At 51.6% G+C, this 18629-nt stretch carries 6 protein-coding genes, 4 tRNA genes and 6 rRNA genes; 1 reads left to right on the forward strand and 15 read right to left on the reverse strand.

What is annotated here, in order from left to right; translation table 11 throughout:
* Positions 1-12: 12 nt before the first annotated feature.
* From glyS to LINBF2_RS11720, 5 genes are all read right to left on the reverse strand, one after another.
* Positions 13-2142: a glycine--tRNA ligase subunit beta gene (glyS, locus tag LINBF2_RS11700; RefSeq protein ID WP_281889089.1), complete on the reverse strand. Its 2130-nt coding sequence runs from the start codon at positions 2140-2142 to the stop codon at positions 13-15.
* A gap of 17 nt (positions 2143-2159) precedes the next feature.
* The gene (glyQ, locus tag LINBF2_RS11705; protein ID WP_281889091.1) at positions 2160-3065 is read right to left on the reverse strand and encodes a glycine--tRNA ligase subunit alpha; all 906 of its coding nucleotides are present in this window, start codon (positions 3063-3065) and stop codon (positions 2160-2162) included.
* A 64-nt stretch (positions 3066-3129) separates the two neighbouring features.
* The gene (lnt, locus tag LINBF2_RS11710) at positions 3130-4764 is read right to left on the reverse strand and encodes an apolipoprotein N-acyltransferase (RefSeq protein ID WP_281889093.1); all 1635 of its coding nucleotides are present in this window, start codon (positions 4762-4764) and stop codon (positions 3130-3132) included.
* A gap of 3 nt (positions 4765-4767) precedes the next feature.
* Complete coding sequence (locus LINBF2_RS11715; protein ID WP_281889095.1) at positions 4768-5652, reverse strand: CBS domain-containing protein; 885 nt, start codon at positions 5650-5652, stop codon at positions 4768-4770.
* Between the two features lie 69 nt (positions 5653-5721).
* Complete coding sequence (locus tag LINBF2_RS11720; RefSeq protein WP_281889097.1) at positions 5722-6396, reverse strand: GNAT family N-acetyltransferase; 675 nt, start codon at positions 6394-6396, stop codon at positions 5722-5724.
* Between the two features lie 231 nt (positions 6397-6627).
* Between LINBF2_RS11720 and LINBF2_RS11725 the strand changes: the two genes are divergently transcribed.
* The gene (locus LINBF2_RS11725) at positions 6628-7545 is read left to right on the forward strand and encodes an MBL fold metallo-hydrolase (RefSeq protein WP_281889099.1); all 918 of its coding nucleotides are present in this window, start codon (positions 6628-6630) and stop codon (positions 7543-7545) included.
* Positions 7546-7604: 59 nt separating this feature from the next.
* On the opposite strand, the gene rrf (LINBF2_RS11730) is transcribed toward LINBF2_RS11725, so the two are convergent.
* The 10 genes from rrf (LINBF2_RS11730) to LINBF2_RS11775 all read right to left on the reverse strand — a co-directional run bounded on the left by rrf (LINBF2_RS11730) (position 7605) and on the right by LINBF2_RS11775 (position 18491).
* Positions 7605-7717, reverse strand: a 5S ribosomal RNA gene (gene rrf, locus LINBF2_RS11730).
* A gap of 113 nt (positions 7718-7830) precedes the next feature.
* Positions 7831-10709, reverse strand: a 23S ribosomal RNA gene (locus tag LINBF2_RS11735).
* A gap of 347 nt (positions 10710-11056) precedes the next feature.
* A tRNA-Ala gene (locus LINBF2_RS11740) sits at positions 11057-11132 on the reverse strand.
* Between the two features lie 19 nt (positions 11133-11151).
* A tRNA-Ile gene (locus tag LINBF2_RS11745) sits at positions 11152-11228 on the reverse strand.
* A 99-nt stretch (positions 11229-11327) separates the two neighbouring features.
* Positions 11328-12862, reverse strand: a 16S ribosomal RNA gene (locus tag LINBF2_RS11750).
* 371 nt (positions 12863-13233) lie between these two features.
* A 5S ribosomal RNA gene (gene rrf, locus LINBF2_RS11755) occupies positions 13234-13346 on the reverse strand.
* A 113-nt stretch (positions 13347-13459) separates the two neighbouring features.
* Positions 13460-16338, reverse strand: a 23S ribosomal RNA gene (locus LINBF2_RS11760).
* 347 nt (positions 16339-16685) lie between these two features.
* Positions 16686-16761: transfer RNA gene (locus LINBF2_RS11765), tRNA-Ala, on the reverse strand.
* Positions 16762-16780: 19 nt separating this feature from the next.
* Positions 16781-16857 (reverse strand) — tRNA-Ile (locus LINBF2_RS11770).
* 99 nt (positions 16858-16956) lie between these two features.
* A 16S ribosomal RNA gene (locus LINBF2_RS11775) occupies positions 16957-18491 on the reverse strand.
* The 16S, 23S and 5S rRNA genes sit together here with 4 tRNA genes alongside, the layout of an rRNA operon.
* Positions 18492-18629 lie beyond the last annotated feature (138 nt).

The following is an 18629-nucleotide window of genomic DNA, read 5'->3' on the forward strand; positions in this document are numbered from 1 at the left end:
TGGGCTTCGACGTTAAGAAGCGAGGGCAGACAAATCGGCCACGCGGTTCATGGCTTCGTGCAGTTTCTTCAACATGCCTTGGCGGTTCAAACGCAAGTCCATCTCTTCGGCGTTGACCATGACGTCGTCAAAGAACGCATCCACAGGCGAACGCAGCGTCGCTAAAGTTTGTAGCGATGCGGTGTAGTCACCTGCATTGAACTGAGCCTCGGATTCAGGCAACAACTTTTGCATGACCGCGTACAACGCTTGCTCGGCGTCTTCTTTGAACAAGGCGGTGTTGACGTGTGCATCGACCTCGCCTGCTTTTTTGAGCACGTTGCCAATGCGTTTATTCGCGGCGGCCAAAGCGGCGGCTTCGGGCAAGGCGGCGAAGGCGCGAACAGCGGTGAGGCGTTTGGCCACATCGCTCAAACGTTGTGGGCGCAAGGCCAACACGGCTTCGACTTCTTGGGCCGAGTAGCCTTGCTCGCGCAGGCCGCCTGAGAGGCGGTCGTAAATGAACGAGGACAAAGCCGCAGCAGGGTCAGTGATTTTGTCGCCGAATGCGGGAATGGCTTGTGCAAGCAGCGCGTCCAAGGCTACATCCAAATTGGCTTCGCTCAACATGCGCACCACGCCCAAAGCGTGACGACGCAACGCGAACGGATCTTTGTCACCCGTGGGCAAATTGCCAATGCCAAACATGCCTACCAAGGTCTCTAACTTGTCGGCCAAAGCCACCACCACACCGACGGTGTTGCGTGGCAATTCGTCGCCAGCAAAGCGGGGCTTGTAGTGGTCTTCGATGGCTTGTGCCACGTCCTCGCCCAGGCCATCGTGACGGGCGTAGTAGCCGCCCATGATGCCTTGCAACTCGGGGAACTCGCCCACCATGTCGGTCAGCAAATCTGTCTTGGCCAGCTGTGCAGCGGCGTCAACGGCTGACACAAAGGCGGCGTCTTTGGCTTGCGGCAACAAAGCCGCGATGCCTTTGGCAATGGCGCGCACGCGGTCGGTGCGCTCGCCTTGGGTGCCGAGTTTGTTGTGATACACGACTTTGGCCAAACCATCCACGCGCGAAGCGAGTGTCTTTTTGCGGTCTTGGTCAAAGAAGAATTTGGCGTCGGCCAAACGGGGGCGCACCACGCGCTCGTTGCCACCCGTCACGGCGGACGCATCATCGGGCGTGATGTTGCTGACCACCAAGAATTGGTTGGTGAGCTTCCCTACGGCGTCGAGCAGCGGGAAGTATTTTTGGTTGGCCTTCATCGTGAGGATGAGGCACTCTTGTGGCACGTCGAGGAATTGTTTTTCGAACTCGCACACCAACACATTGGGGCGTTCGACCAAGGCGGTCACTTCGTCTAACAACGCAGCGTCTTCAATGGCTTTGACTCCGCCACCTACCTTCGCTGCAGCCGCTTCAAGTTGGCGTGCAATCTCAGCACGGCGCTCAGTGAAGCTCGCGATGACTGCGCCGTCTTTGGCGAGAGTCTCTGCGTAGACATCAGCATTGGCCAACACAACTGGTGATACCTTGGCTTCAAAGCGGTGGCCTTGTGTGCTGTTGCCAGCGGTCAATCCCAAAGCTTTGACGGGCACCACGGTGCTGCCGTGCAAAGCGATCAAGCTGTGTGCGGGGCGCACAAAGTTGACGCTGCTCCAGCCTGGCAATTCACAATCGGTTTCGAGCTGGTAGCTCATCACTTTTGGAATCGGCAACTTAGCGATGGCTTCGCTCAAGGCTTTTTGCAGGCCATCGGCCAAGCTCGCGCCTTTGACGATGCTGTCGTAGAACAAGGCTTCGGCTTTGCCATCGGGGGCGCGTTTGAGTTGGGCCACGGCCTCGGGGCCTGCGCCCAAGGCTTGCAGTTTTTTCAACAAGGCAGGCGTGGCGTGGCCATTGGTGTCCAAGCCCACAGTGACGGGCATGAGTTTTTGTTGCACAGCTTTGTCAGTGGCCAATGCAGACACGGCGGTGATGTGTGCAGCCAAACGGCGAGGCGATGCGTAGGCCGTCACGGCTGAATTGGCAGCGGTCAAGCCTTGGGCTTTGAGTTGCTCAAACAGCACGCTAGAAAAAGCGTCGCCGAGTTTTTGCAAAGCCTTAGGAGGCAGCTCTTCCACGAAGAGTTCGATGAGTAGGTTTTGTGTCGTCATGTTCTTGTGTCCTACGCTCAAGCGGTCTTCTTTGGCATTTGTTCGACCCATTCGCGCGGAGCCATGGGGAAGCCCAAGCGCTCGCGGCTCTCGTAATAGCTTTGCGCCACGGCGCGTGCCAAGTTACGGATGCGGCCGATGTAGGCCGCGCGCTCGGTCACGCTGATGGCACCACGTGCGTCTAGCAAGTTGAAGGTGTGTGCAGCTTTGAGCACTTGCTCATACGCAGGCAACGCCAACTGCGCGCCCATGAGGTGCTGCGCTTGTTTCTCGTGCGCACCAAAAGCGGTGAACAAGAACTCGGCATCGCTGTGCTCGAAGTTGTAAGTGGATTGCTCCACTTCGTTTTGTTTGTAGACGTCACCGTACGTCAAGCCATCGGTCCATTGCAGGTTGTAGACGTTGTCCACACCTTGCAGGTACATGGCCAAGCGTTCGAGACCGTAGGTGATTTCGCCGGTGATGGGTTTGCAGTCAATGCCACCGACTTGTTGGAAGTAAGTGAACTGCGTGACTTCCATGCCGTTGAGCCAAACTTCCCAGCCCAAGCCCCATGCGCCCAAGGTTGGGTTTTCCCAATCGTCTTCGACGAAGCGGATGTCGTTTTTCTTGAGGTCAAAGCCGAGCGCTTCGAGTGACCCCAAGTACAGCTCCAAGATGTTGCTGGGCGCGGGCTTCAACACCACTTGGTATTGGTAGTAGTGCTGCAAGCGGTTGGGGTTCTCACCATAACGACCATCTTTGGGGCGGCGGCTAGGTTGCACATAAGCAGCCTTCCAGGGCTCTGGGCCTAAGGCCCGCAAGAACGTGGCGGTGTGCGAGGTGCCCGCACCGACCTCCATGTCGATGGGTTGCAACAAGGCGCAGCCTTGCTTGGCCCAGTAGGACTGGAGTGTGAGAATGATTTTTTGAAAAGTCAGCATGCAAAGTGGCCAGCAGACGCTGGCAATTTAGACTGCAGGTCAATACGCCCGCAAACCTCTGATTTTACGGGCCGAAACGCCTCTGGCCGTGCCTAGATGCATGTGCCATGGCGGCAACGATGCAGAGGGTCAGCAAAGCCAAGCCCGCCAATGGCCAAAGCCCCCAAACCGATACCCATTGAGCATAGGGCGTGATGGGCCCATGCACGCCATAGACCTCAGCGGTCAGGACACCTTGCACGGCGCTGGGCAGGCGATGCGTGACTTGACCTTGGGCATTGATGATGGCGGTAGCGCCCGTGTTGGTGGCACGCAGCATGGGTCGGCCTAGCTCTAAGGCGCGCATGCGGGATATGTGCAAATGCTGGTCAATCGCCACGGTGTCGCCAAACCACGCGATGTTGCTGAGGTTGACCATCAAGGTGGGGGCTTTGTCTGGGTCAGCAAAGCTGCGCGCCAACTCTTCGCCAAACAAATCTTCGTAACAAATGTTGGGGGCGATGCGCTCGCCTTTGAACACAAAACTTGGCTGCGCCACATCGCCACGGTTGAAATCGCCCAGCGGGATGTTCATCATGCGCACAAACCACTGAAAGAGCGGTGGCACAAACTCCCCAAAGGGGACTAAGTGGTGTTTGTCGTACTGGTAGTTGGCGGTCGATGCCGGTATGGTTTGCGGCATCAGCGCGATGGCTGAGTTGCTGTATTGCAATTGACCTTGCTCGCTACGCTGCGCCAGTGGCAGCCCGATGAGCGCGGCTTGTTTTCCTTTAGAAAAATGCGTTTCCAGTTGGCTCCAATAGCGTTCAGGCATTTGCTGTTGAATCAATGGAATCGCAGTTTCTGGCGTGACGGTGAGGTCACTGGCGCTGGACAACAATGCCTCTCGGTAGTCACGCAGCGCAAGGCTGACGCCTTCTCCGAATTTCAAATCTTGCGGGATGTTGCCTTGTAGCAAGGTGACGCTGAGGGGCTTTTTGGAGAGCGCCTCCTCATCCACACGTTGGCTTGGCGACATGAACCATGTGTAGCCCAGCACCGCCACGATCGCAGCAACGACGAGTTGTGTTGCAAGGGTGGTGGGGCGGTTATGTTTTCTTTCGGCTGCCACAGCCATCGCCATGAAGGCAGACAAAGCACAGAGACAATAAACGCCCATCCAAGGTGCCCAGTGTTGCAACAGGCTATCCACATGTGCATAGCCCACAGCGCCCCACGGAAAACCCGTCCAAAGCGTGCCACGCACCATCTCGGCCAACACCCAAACCGCGGCAAAAGCACCGGCACGCGGCAGCACCCCCACACCCGTTTTGCATATGGCGTGATACATGCCTGCAGCAGCTGCGTAGAACAACGCCAAGCCTGCAGCCATCAAGCCAACAGCCAAGCCTGCCACGGGAGCTGGCAACCCGCCATAACGATGCATCGAAATGAACAGCCACCAAATGCTGCCAGCGAGCCATGCCAACGCAAAGACCCACGCTTTGACAAACGCCTCTTTACCTGACTGACTTCGGTCAACGTGGAAGGCAAGTACGGCCAAGCTCAGGCATTGCAGCCAGCCTTGTGCGTTGCCTTTGAATGCACCGTCAAATGGCCACGCGAGCGACAGCGCTTGGGCAATCCCTGCCAACAACAAGACGGCTGTAGCGTGCGGACTAATAGGCCATCGCCGTGTGGTTTGTGCGCTGTGTTGCATGCCTTATTGCGGCGCTTTGTCTTCAGGGGCTGGGTACACCTTGAACCACTTCACAGCACCGCCGCGGGTGTGCAACACCTCGAAACGTAGCTTGTTGATTTCAAAGTGTTCTCCGCGGCGCGGGACATGACCCATGGCGTGTGCAATGAAACCACCAATGGTGTCGAAGTGCGTGTCATCAGACGCTTCTGCTGCGGTGACTTCGAGATGGGTGCCAAATGCCTCGCCAACGCGCTCAAGCGATGCATCACCGCTGACGCGATAGGTTTGATCTGCCAGCGCAAAGATATCACCCACGTCTTCTTGACTGTCGAACTCATCTTCAATGTCGCCCACGATTTGTTCGAGCACGTCTTCAATGGTGATCAGTCCTGCGATACGGCCAAACTCATCCACCACCAAGGCCATGTGATTGCGTGTATTGCGGAACTCACGCAACAAGTCGTTCAGTCCTTTGCTTTCGGGAATGAAAACCGGCGGGCGCAACAAGGTGCGAATGTTCAGAGAAGGCGCGCGCTGGAGCTTGAGCAAGTCCTTCGCCAGCAAAATGCCCACCAAGTTGTCGCGCTCGCCTTCGTAGACGGGGAAGCGAGAGTGGCCGGTGTCGATCACCTGATGCAGGCTTTCTTCAATCGCTGCATCGAGATTGATGAGGTCCATGCGTGGCGCTGCCACCATGACTTGACCAGCGGTCAAGTCGGCCATGCGCAGCACGCCTTCGAGCATGAGGCGACTTTCTGCACCGATGACTTGGTTGTCTTCTGCATCCGAGAGCGCACCGAGCAGCTCTTCGCGGGAATCAGGACCTGGGTGAATGAACTCGAGTATGCGTTGCCAATAGCTACGCTTGTCTTGCTTTTCGATATCTCGGGATTGCGGGGGTATCACAGTGTTGCAGCGAAAAGCTACGAGAGTCTCACAAGCCTTAAGCATAGCCCATGTCACTGGGCTATTCACTTATTCCGCTGCTTGGTGGCGCGCATCGCGCACGCCTTCGCGAATTTCTTGGACTTTGGATAGAAAGTTCCAGAAACGCTTGGCGTCTTCTTTGATGCTGTAGTTGGTTTTGGCGTACTGGTCGGCCACAAACTCTGTGACACGACTGTCCAAATCACGCTTAGGCAAACGCAAATAGGCTTCTGTTTCTGAGCCATCGCGCTCGATTTTGGCGCCGCCTTTACGAGCGATGCGAATCATGGGGGCGTTTTCGCTCAAGGCATGGATGTACATCTGGTACACCTTTTCGTTGCGAGCATGAATCACCGCACGTTCAAACAAGCGGGCGCCATAGCCTCGGCCACGTGCATGTGCTGCAACAGAAACACCGAATTCAGAACTGAAGTCACGTCCTGGATCTTTGATGAGCGCCAAATGCGCCATCGCGATGATTTCGAGATCGGTATTGAAAATGCCGTAAATTTCATCGCGTTCGAAGTTCAAGCCGTCGACATAACGCTGAACATGCTCGTCTGTGGCGGTATAACCAAACCGCAAATAGCGGTCATGCTCAGACAAAGCGAGCAGATGCTTCAAGATCTGAGGCAAATGCTCCACGCCAAGCGGCGCAATGGGGATTAGAACCCCTTCGCTTTTACGAAGTTGCTCTTGCGATACACCGGTGAAGCGCAGCATTTGTCTTCCCCCTTGAAGGGTGGTTTTTGCAAGAGTTTGTACGAGTGACATGAAATTATTTTACGGGTTTTCCCTCATTCTTTCAGTTATCTGACATGGTTTAGTGTGACCACTCTAAATTATCAAAATTGAAAAGCTGTAACGTTTAGCACTGACGTATAGGTTTGCTTTTGAACTTGCTGTCAGAATGACATCGTAAGTGCAGACTGACTGCATGTTTTTCATTGCCCTATGCATTCACTACCCGCTGGCGTTACCTTTTTTGAAAGAGGATGGCTGTCCTCTAACAACATCCTAATTCAGGACTCAGAACAAGCCATTCTCATAGACAGTGGCTATTGGACACACGCTGAACAGACGCACGCATTGATTTCTACCGCTTTGCATCAGCAGCCACTGACGATGCTGATCAATACGCATTTGCACAGCGATCATTGCGGTGGCAATGCCCATCTCCAAGCGATTTACCCAGCGCTGAAAACATACATCCCCCCTGGGCACGCTGAATTTGTGGACGACTGGAATCCTCAGTTACTGACTTATGTGCCGACAGGTCAGCACTGCCCACCCTTCAAACGAACCGCGTCACTGCAAGATGGTGATGCCGTGGTTCTCAATAACCAGATTTGGCGCATCCACGTAGCACCAGGCCATGACCCGCACTCTGTGGTTATCTTTAACGAGTCTGCAGGCGTTTTAATTTCTGCTGATGCGCTTTGGGAGAACGGTTTTGGTGTTGTTTTCCCTGAAATAGAAGGCGTCAGCGCCTTTGATGAAGTTGAATCTACGTTAAATATTATTGAAAACTTAAACCCCAAACTCGTACTACCGGGACATGGCTCAGCGTTCTCAGATGTATCAGATGCAATTGATCGGGCAAGAAGCCGATTAGATCAATTTAAAAAAGCTCCTGACAAGCATGCAAGTTACGCTGCAAAAGTACTTTTGAAATTCAAATTACTCGAATTCCAACGAATTAAATTGGTGGATTTTTTGATGTGGGGACATGCTACACAATATCTGAAAATGCTTTTTGAGAAATATGCAGAAGAGAAAAGCTTTGACGCTTGGTTCTTTGACTTATGTAAAAGTTTGGAGAAAAGCTGCGCCTGCGCAATGGATGATGAACATATCATCAATATTAATTAATCGAAGCACAAAAACAAAAACCCCCACTCAATCGAGCGGGGGTTTCTGAGGCTGTAATAGCCTGACGATGTCCTACTTTCACACGGGAACCCGCACTATCATCGGCGCTAAGTCGTTTCACGGTCCTGTTCGGGATGGGAAGGAGTGGTACCAACTTGCTATGGTCATCAGGCATAACTTGTTGTCACCTTGATCAAATCAAGGCGACGAATTCATAGAGCAATATCAGATTTATTTTGAATGCGTCACTTGGCATAACTTCCTTGATCAATAGATCAAAGTTATAGGGTCAAGTCGCACGAGCAATTAGTATCAGTTAGCTTAACGTATTACTACGCTTCCACACCTGACCTATCAACGTCCTGGTCTTGAACGACTCTTTAGGGGGCTCAAGGCCCCGGCAGATCTCATCTTGAAACGAGTTTCCCGCTTAGATGCTTTCAGCGGTTATCTCTTCCACACATAGCTACTCGGCAATGCCACTGGCGTGACAACCGATACACCAGAGGTGTGTCCACTCCGGTCCTCTCGTACTAGGAGCAGGCTTCCTCAAATCTGCAGCGCCCACGGAAGATAGGGACCAAACTGTCTCACGACGTTTTAAACCCAGCTCACGTACCTCTTTAAATGGCGAACAGCCATACCCTTGGGACCGGCTACAGCCCCAGGATGAGATGAGCCGACATCGAGGTGCCAAACACCGCCGTCGATATGAACTCTTGGGCGGTATCAGCCTGTTATCCCCAGAGTACCTTTTATCCGTTGAGCGATGGCCCTTCCATACAGAACCACCGGATCACTATGTCCTACTTTCGTATCTGCTCGACTTGTCAGTCTCGCAGTTAAGCACGCTTATGCCATTGCACTATCATCACGATGTCCGACCGTAACTAGCGTACCTTCGAACTCCTCCGTTACGCTTTGGGAGGAGACCGCCCCAGTCAAACTGCCTACCATGCACTGTCCCCGATCCAGATAATGGACCTAGGTTAGAACCTCAAACGCACCAGGGTGGTATTTCAACGTTGGCTCCACCGAGACTAGCGTCCCGGCTTCAAAGCCTCCCACCTATCCTACACAGATCCGTTCAAAATCCAATACAAAGCTACAGTAAAGGTTCATGGGGTCTTTCCGTCTTTCCGCGGGGAGATTGCATCATCACAAACATTTCAACTTCGCTGAGTCTCAGGAGGAGACAGTGTGGCCATCGTTACGCCATTCGTGCAGGTCGGAACTTACCCGACAAGGAATTTCGCTACCTTAGGACCGTTATAGTTACGGCCGCCGTTTACTGGGACTTCAATCAAGAGCTTGCACCCCATCATTTAATCTTCCAGCACCGGGCAGGCGTCACACCCTATACGTCCACTTTCGTGTTTGCAGAGTGCTGTGTTTTTATTAAACAGTCGCAGCCACCGATTCTCTGAGGCCTCATTCTGCTCCCCTTGTACAGGTTCACATACTAAAGGCACACCTTCTTCCGAAGTTACGGTGTCAATTTGCCGAGTTCCTTCTCCTGAGTTCTCTCAAGCGCCTTAGAATACTCATCTCGCGCACCAGTGTCGGTTTGCGGTACGGTCGTGTGTAGCTGAAGCTTAGTGGCTTTTCCTGGAAGCAGGGTATCACTCACTTCGGATGCAAGCATCCTCGTTATCACCCCTCATCTAAGCCCGGCGGATTTACCTACCAGGCACGACTACAGGCTTGAACAGACATATCCAACAGTCTGCTGAGCTAACCTTCTCCGTCCCCACATCGCACTACACATCGGTACAGGAATATTTACCTGTTTCCCATCAACTACGCATCTCTGCCTCGCCTTAGGGGCCGACTCACTCTACGCCGATGAACGTTGCGTAGAAAACCTTGCGCTTACGGCGAGGGGGCTTTTCACCCCCTTTAACGCTACTCATGTCAGCATTCGCACTTCTGATACCTCCAGCACGCTTTACAACGCACCTTCACAGGCTTACAGAACGCTCTCCTACCACTTGCAATAAATTGCAAATCCGCAGCTTCGGTAACTGGCTTAGCCCCGTTACATCTTCCGCGCAGGACGACTCGATCAGTGAGCTATTACGCTTTCTTTAAATGATGGCTGCTTCTAAGCCAACATCCTGACTGTTTTAGCCTTCCCACTTCGTTTCCCACTTAGCCAATTTTAGGGACCTTAGCTGGCGGTCTGGGTTGTTTCCCTCTTGAGTCCGGACGTTAGCACCCGGTGCTCTGTCTCCCAAGCTGTACTCTGCGGTATTCGGAGTTTGCATTGGTTTGGTAAGTCGCCATGACCCCCTAGCCAAAACAGTGCTCTACCCCCGCAGGTAATACTTGAGGCACTACCTAAATAGTTTTCGGAGAGAACCAGCTATTTCCAAGTTTGTTTAGCCTTTCACCCCTATCCACAGGTCATCCGCTAATTTTGCAACATTAGTCGGTTCGGACCTCCAGTACCTGTTACGGCACCTTCATCCTGCCCATGGATAGATCACTTGGTTTCGGGTCTACACCCAGCGACTAATTCGCCCTATTCGGACTCGATTTCTCTACGGCTTCCCTATTCGGTTAACCTTGCCACTGAATGTAAGTCGCTGACCCATTATACAAAAGGTACGCAGTCACCCCTTACGAGGCTCCTACTTTTTGTAAGCATACGGTTTCAGGATCTATTTCACTCCCCTCCCGGGGTTCTTTTCGCCTTTCCCTCACGGTACTAGTTCACTATCGGTCAATGATGAGTATTTAGCCTTGGAGGATGGTCCCCCCATATTCAGACAGGATTACACGTGTCCCGCCCTACTTATCGCTAGCTTAGTACCACACAGGTCTTTTCACGTACGGGACTATCACCCTCTATAGTCAACCTTTCCAGGTTGTTCCGTTAAGTCTTGTGCTATCACTAGCAGGCTTCTCCGATTTCGCTCGCCACTACTTTCGGAATCTCGGTTGATGTCTTTTCCTCGAGCTACTGAGATGTTTCAGTTCACCCGGTTCGCCTCCTGCAGCTATGTATTCACTGCAGGATTACCTTTCGGTAAGGTTTCCCCATTCAGAAATCTCCGGATCAAAGCTAATTTGCCAGCTCCCCGAAGCTTATCGCAGGCTATCACGTCTTTCGTCGCCTATCATTGCCAAGGCATCCACCATATGCTCTTAGTCACTTGACCCTATAACTTTGACGCCTCTTTCGAGATCAAAAATTGTTTTCAAGGACTGATTTGACAGGTCTCTCACCTGTCGCGTTATGCCGTAATATGAATAATCCTTCAATATCGCTATTAAAGAACATTCGTCATTACTTGAAATCCAAATTGAAATTTGAATATTCGTTTTGACGCAATCAAAAATGTTACTAGCGGCACGGTCTGCACTAAACCTTTACGAATGTGCAGTTTCCGCTAGTAACTCTGATATCTACTCTATGAATTTTTAATGAACAGCCTAGTTAATCAATCAATATCGATCAACAACAAAGAAGCCTCAACAGAAGCTGCTTTGTTGTTGAATGAATAAATGGTGGAGGATGACGGGATCGAACCGACGACCCCCTGCTTGCAAAGCAGGTGCTCTCCCAGCTGAGCTAATCCCCCAATGAATCACTTAGACGTTTGGTGGGTCTGGTTGGAATCGAACCAACGACCCCTGCGTTATCAACACAGTGCTCTAACCAACTGAGCTACAGACCCAAGCCGGTCGCGACTTACTCAGCTATCTGAGCTTAATCGACGACAACCTTCAAAACAACCGATAAGTGTGGACGTTCAATTTAGATTGCAGTTTTCCAGAAAGGAGGTGATCCAGCCGCACCTTCCGATACGGCTACCTTGTTACGACTTCACCCCAGTCACGAACCCTGCCGTGGTAATCGCCCTCCTTACGGTTAGGCTAACTACTTCTGGCAGAACCCGCTCCCATGGTGTGACGGGCGGTGTGTACAAGACCCGGGAACGTATTCACCGTGACATTCTGATCCACGATTACTAGCGATTCCGACTTCACGCAGTCGAGTTGCAGACTGCGATCCGGACTACGACTGGTTTTATGGGATTAGCTCCCCCTCGCGGGTTGGCAACCCTTTGTACCAGCCATTGTATGACGTGTGTAGCCCCACCTATAAGGGCCATGAGGACTTGACGTCATCCCCACCTTCCTCCGGTTTGTCACCGGCAGTCTCATTAGAGTGCCCAACTAAATGTAGCAACTAATGACAAGGGTTGCGCTCGTTGCGGGACTTAACCCAACATCTCACGACACGAGCTGACGACAGCCATGCAGCACCTGTGTTACGGTTCTCTTTCGAGCACTAAGCCATCTCTGGCGAATTCCGTACATGTCAAAGGTGGGTAAGGTTTTTCGCGTTGCATCGAATTAAACCACATCATCCACCGCTTGTGCGGGTCCCCGTCAATTCCTTTGAGTTTCAACCTTGCGGCCGTACTCCCCAGGCGGTCAACTTCACGCGTTAGCTTCGTTACTGAGTCAGTGAAGACCCAACAACCAGTTGACATCGTTTAGGGCGTGGACTACCAGGGTATCTAATCCTGTTTGCTCCCCACGCTTTCGTGCATGAGCGTCAGTGCAGGCCCAGGGGATTGCCTTCGCCATCGGTGTTCCTCCGCATATCTACGCATTTCACTGCTACACGCGGAATTCCATCCCCCTCTGCCGCACTCCAGCTATACAGTCACAAATGCAGTTCCCAGGTTGAGCCCGGGGATTTCACATCTGTCTTATATAACCGCCTGCGCACGCTTTACGCCCAGTAATTCCGATTAACGCTTGCACCCTACGTATTACCGCGGCTGCTGGCACGTAGTTAGCCGGTGCTTATTCTTACAGTACCGTCATGAGCCCCTAGTATTAATAGAGACCTTTTCGTTCTGTACAAAAGCAGTTTACAACCCGAAGGCCTTCGTCCTGCACGCGGAATGGCTGGATCAGACTTGCGTCCATTGTCCAAAATTCCCCACTGCTGCCTCCCGTAGGAGTCTGGACCGTGTCTCAGTTCCAGTGTGGCTGGTCGTCCTCTCAGACCAGCTACAGATCGTTGGCTTGGTGAGCCTTTACCTCACCAACTACCTAATCTGATATCGGCCGCTCCAATCGCGCGAGGTCTTGCGATCCCCCGCTTTCATCCTTAGATCGTATGCGGTATTAGCGTAATTTTCACTACGTTATCCCCCACGACTGGGCACGTTCCGATATATTACTCACCCGTTCGCCACTCGCCACCAGACCGAAGTCCGTGCTGCCGTTCGACTTGCATGTGTAAAGCATTCCGCCAGCGTTCAATCTGAGCCAGGATCAAACTCTATAGTTCGATCTTGATAATTTTTTCGGTCTTTCGACCAACTCATAAATTGGAATCGACGTGATTTTCTTTGACGAATTTCACATCTTTTTTACTTCATGAGCGTTTGTTAGCTAATTAAAGCTAAGTTCCTAAAGAACTTGGCAATCACCATCAAACGCCCACGCTTATCGGCTGTATGTTTTTAATGAACCACTCAACTACTTGAGCAACTACGCTGCGATCAGCGAAGCCTTGCAGTATAGCACAACTAAGTGCCACTTTGCAAATGTTTGGAGATTTTTCGTTTAGAAGAATCTCCAAACATCTCTACCCTTAGGTAGAGAGCCTGGGAACAAAAACCCCCACTCAATCGAGCGGGGGTTTCTGAGGCTGTAATAGCCTGACGATGTCCTACTTTCACACGGGAACCCGCACTATCATCGGCGCTAAGTCGTTTCACGGTCCTGTTCGGGATGGGAAGGAGTGGTACCAACTTGCTATGGTCATCAGGCATAACTTGTTGTCACCTTGATCAAATCAAGGCGACGAATTCATAGAGCAATATCAGATTTATTTTGAATGCGTCACTTGGCATAACTTCCTTGATCAATAGATCAAAGTTATAGGGTCAAGTCGCACGAGCAATTAGTATCAGTTAGCTTAACGTATTACTACGCTTCCACACCTGACCTATCAACGTCCTGGTCTTGAACGACTCTTTAGGGGGCTCAAGGCCCCGGCAGATCTCATCTTGAAACGAGTTTCCCGCTTAGATGCTTTCAGCGGTTATCTCTTCCACACATAGCTACTCGGCAATGCCACTGGCGTGACAACCGATACACCAGAGGTGTGTCCACTCCGGTCCTCTCGTACTAGGAGCAGGCTTCCTCAAATCTGCAGCGCCCACGGAAGATAGGGACCAAACTGTCTCACGACGTTTTAAACCCAGCTCACGTACCTCTTTAAATGGCGAACAGCCATACCCTTGGGACCGGCTACAGCCCCAGGATGAGATGAGCCGACATCGAGGTGCCAAACACCGCCGTCGATATGAACTCTTGGGCGGTATCAGCCTGTTATCCCCAGAGTACCTTTTATCCGTTGAGCGATGGCCCTTCCATACAGAACCACCGGATCACTATGTCCTACTTTCGTATCTGCTCGACTTGTCAGTCTCGCAGTTAAGCACGCTTATGCCATTGCACTATCATCACGATGTCCGACCGTAACTAGCGTACCTTCGAACTCCTCCGTTACGCTTTGGGAGGAGACCGCCCCAGTCAAACTGCCTACCATGCACTGTCCCCGATCCAGATAATGGACCTAGGTTAGAACCTCAAACGCACCAGGGTGGTATTTCAACGTTGGCTCCACCGAGACTAGCGTCCCGGCTTCAAAGCCTCCCACCTATCCTACACAGATCCGTTCAAAATCCAATACAAAGCTACAGTAAAGGTTCATGGGGTCTTTCCGTCTTTCCGCGGGGAGATTGCATCATCACAAACATTTCAACTTCGCTGAGTCTCAGGAGGAGACAGTGTGGCCATCGTTACGCCATTCGTGCAGGTCGGAACTTACCCGACAAGGAATTTCGCTACCTTAGGACCGTTATAGTTACGGCCGCCGTTTACTGGGACTTCAATCAAGAGCTTGCACCCCATCATTTAATCTTCCAGCACCGGGCAGGCGTCACACCCTATACGTCCACTTTCGTGTTTGCAGAGTGCTGTGTTTTTATTAAACAGTCGCAGCCACCGATTCTCTGAGGCCTCATTCTGCTCCCCTTGTACAGGTTCACATACTAAAGGCACACCTTCTTCCGAAGTTACGGTGTCAATTTGCCGAGTTCCTTCTCCTGAGTTCTCTCAAGCGCCTTAGAATACTCATCTCGCGCACCAGTGTCGGTTTGCGGTACGGTCGTGTGTAGCTGAAGCTTAGTGGCTTTTCCTGGAAGCAGGGTATCACTCACTTCGGATGCAAGCATCCTCGTTATCACCCCTCATCTAAGCCCGGCGGATTTACCTACCAGGCACGACTACAGGCTTGAACAGACATATCCAACAGTCTGCTGAGCTAACCTTCTCCGTCCCCACATCGCACTACACATCGGTACAGGAATATTTACCTGTTTCCCATCAACTACGCATCTCTGCCTCGCCTTAGGGGCCGACTCACTCTACGCCGATGAACGTTGCGTAGAAAACCTTGCGCTTACGGCGAGGGGGCTTTTCACCCCCTTTAACGCTACTCATGTCAGCATTCGCACTTCTGATACCTCCAGCACGCTTTACAACGCACCTTCACAGGCTTACAGAACGCTCTCCTACCACTTGCAATAAATTGCAAATCCGCAGCTTCGGTAACTGGCTTAGCCCCGTTACATCTTCCGCGCAGGACGACTCGATCAGTGAGCTATTACGCTTTCTTTAAATGATGGCTGCTTCTAAGCCAACATCCTGACTGTTTTAGCCTTCCCACTTCGTTTCCCACTTAGCCAATTTTAGGGACCTTAGCTGGCGGTCTGGGTTGTTTCCCTCTTGAGTCCGGACGTTAGCACCCGGTGCTCTGTCTCCCAAGCTGTACTCTGCGGTATTCGGAGTTTGCATTGGTTTGGTAAGTCGCCATGACCCCCTAGCCAAAACAGTGCTCTACCCCCGCAGGTAATACTTGAGGCACTACCTAAATAGTTTTCGGAGAGAACCAGCTATTTCCAAGTTTGTTTAGCCTTTCACCCCTATCCACAGGTCATCCGCTAATTTTGCAACATTAGTCGGTTCGGACCTCCAGTACCTGTTACGGCACCTTCATCCTGCCCATGGATAGATCACTTGGTTTCGGGTCTACACCCAGCGACTAATTCGCCCTATTCGGACTCGATTTCTCTACGGCTTCCCTATTCGGTTAACCTTGCCACTGAATGTAAGTCGCTGACCCATTATACAAAAGGTACGCAGTCACCCCTTACGAGGCTCCTACTTTTTGTAAGCATACGGTTTCAGGATCTATTTCACTCCCCTCCCGGGGTTCTTTTCGCCTTTCCCTCACGGTACTAGTTCACTATCGGTCAATGATGAGTATTTAGCCTTGGAGGATGGTCCCCCCATATTCAGACAGGATTACACGTGTCCCGCCCTACTTATCGCTAGCTTAGTACCACACAGGTCTTTTCACGTACGGGACTATCACCCTCTATAGTCAACCTTTCCAGGTTGTTCCGTTAAGTCTTGTGCTATCACTAGCAGGCTTCTCCGATTTCGCTCGCCACTACTTTCGGAATCTCGGTTGATGTCTTTTCCTCGAGCTACTGAGATGTTTCAGTTCACCCGGTTCGCCTCCTGCAGCTATGTATTCACTGCAGGATTACCTTTCGGTAAGGTTTCCCCATTCAGAAATCTCCGGATCAAAGCTAATTTGCCAGCTCCCCGAAGCTTATCGCAGGCTATCACGTCTTTCGTCGCCTATCATTGCCAAGGCATCCACCATATGCTCTTAGTCACTTGACCCTATAACTTTGACGCCTCTTTCGAGATCAAAAATTGTTTTCAAGGACTGATTTGACAGGTCTCTCACCTGTCGCGTTATGCCGTAATATGAATAATCCTTCAATATCGCTATTAAAGAACATTCGTCATTACTTGAAATCCAAATTGAAATTTGAATATTCGTTTTGACGCAATCAAAAATGTTACTAGCGGCACGGTCTGCACTAAACCTTTACGAATGTGCAGTTTCCGCTAGTAACTCTGATATCTACTCTATGAATTTTTAATGAACAGCCTAGTTAATCAATCAATATCGATCAACAACAAAGAAGCCTCAACAGAAGCTGCTTTGTTGTTGAATGAATAAATGGTGGAGGATGACGGGATCGAACCGACGACCCCCTGCTTGCAAAGCAGGTGCTCTCCCAGCTGAGCTAATCCCCCAATGAATCACTTAGACGTTTGGTGGGTCTGGTTGGAATCGAACCAACGACCCCTGCGTTATCAACACAGTGCTCTAACCAACTGAGCTACAGACCCAAGCCGGTCGCGACTTACTCAGCTATCTGAGCTTAATCGACGACAACCTTCAAAACAACCGATAAGTGTGGACGTTCAATTTAGATTGCAGTTTTCCAGAAAGGAGGTGATCCAGCCGCACCTTCCGATACGGCTACCTTGTTACGACTTCACCCCAGTCACGAACCCTGCCGTGGTAATCGCCCTCCTTACGGTTAGGCTAACTACTTCTGGCAGAACCCGCTCCCATGGTGTGACGGGCGGTGTGTACAAGACCCGGGAACGTATTCACCGTGACATTCTGATCCACGATTACTAGCGATTCCGACTTCACGCAGTCGAGTTGCAGACTGCGATCCGGACTACGACTGGTTTTATGGGATTAGCTCCCCCTCGCGGGTTGGCAACCCTTTGTACCAGCCATTGTATGACGTGTGTAGCCCCACCTATAAGGGCCATGAGGACTTGACGTCATCCCCACCTTCCTCCGGTTTGTCACCGGCAGTCTCATTAGAGTGCCCAACTAAATGTAGCAACTAATGACAAGGGTTGCGCTCGTTGCGGGACTTAACCCAACATCTCACGACACGAGCTGACGACAGCCATGCAGCACCTGTGTTACGGTTCTCTTTCGAGCACTAAGCCATCTCTGGCGAATTCCGTACATGTCAAAGGTGGGTAAGGTTTTTCGCGTTGCATCGAATTAAACCACATCATCCACCGCTTGTGCGGGTCCCCGTCAATTCCTTTGAGTTTCAACCTTGCGGCCGTACTCCCCAGGCGGTCAACTTCACGCGTTAGCTTCGTTACTGAGTCAGTGAAGACCCAACAACCAGTTGACATCGTTTAGGGCGTGGACTACCAGGGTATCTAATCCTGTTTGCTCCCCACGCTTTCGTGCATGAGCGTCAGTGCAGGCCCAGGGGATTGCCTTCGCCATCGGTGTTCCTCCGCATATCTACGCATTTCACTGCTACACGCGGAATTCCATCCCCCTCTGCCGCACTCCAGCTATACAGTCACAAATGCAGTTCCCAGGTTGAGCCCGGGGATTTCACATCTGTCTTATATAACCGCCTGCGCACGCTTTACGCCCAGTAATTCCGATTAACGCTTGCACCCTACGTATTACCGCGGCTGCTGGCACGTAGTTAGCCGGTGCTTATTCTTACAGTACCGTCATGAGCCCCTAGTATTAATAGAGACCTTTTCGTTCTGTACAAAAGCAGTTTACAACCCGAAGGCCTTCGTCCTGCACGCGGAATGGCTGGATCAGACTTGCGTCCATTGTCCAAAATTCCCCACTGCTGCCTCCCGTAGGAGTCTGGACCGTGTCTCAGTTCCAGTGTGGCTGGTCGTCCTCTCAGACCAGCTACAGATCGTTGGCTTGGTGAGCCTTTACCTCACCAACTACCTAATCTGATATCGGCCGCTCCAATCGCGCGAGGTCTTGCGATCCCCCGCTTTCATCCTTAGATCGTATGCGGTATTAGCGTAATTTTCACTACGTTATCCCCCACGACTGGGCACGTTCCGATATATTACTCACCCGTTCGCCACTCGCCACCAGACCGAAGTCCGTGCTGCCGTTCGACTTGCATGTGTAAAGCATTCCGCCAGCGTTCAATCTGAGCCAGGATCAAACTCTATAGTTCGATCTTGATAATTTTTTCGGTCTTTCGACCAACTCATAAATTGGAATCGACGTGATTTTCTTTGACGAATTTCACATCTTTTTTACTTCATGAGCGTTTGTTAGCTAATTAAAGCTAAGTTCCTAAAGAACTTGGCAA

Origin of the sequence: Limnohabitans sp. TEGF004 (assembly GCF_027924965.1) — a bacterium.
Taxonomy (GTDB): Bacteria; Pseudomonadota; Gammaproteobacteria; order Burkholderiales; family Burkholderiaceae_C; genus Limnohabitans.

Excerpts from the sequence above, each read along its gene's own strand:
- glyS (WP_281889089.1), bottom strand. The coding sequence starts at position 2,142 with ATGACGACACAAAACCTACTCATCGAACTCTTCGTGGAAGAGCTGCCT.
- glyQ (WP_281889091.1), bottom strand. The coding sequence starts at position 3,065 with ATGCTGACTTTTCAAAAAATCATTCTCACACTCCAGTCCTACTGGGCC.
- lnt (WP_281889093.1), bottom strand. The coding sequence starts at position 4,764 with ATGCAACACAGCGCACAAACCACACGGCGATGGCCTATTAGTCCGCAC.
- LINBF2_RS11720 (WP_281889097.1), bottom strand. The coding sequence starts at position 6,396 with ATGCTGCGCTTCACCGGTGTATCGCAAGAGCAACTTCGTAAAAGCGAA.
- LINBF2_RS11725 (WP_281889099.1), top strand. The coding sequence starts at position 6,628 with ATGCATTCACTACCCGCTGGCGTTACCTTTTTTGAAAGAGGATGGCTG.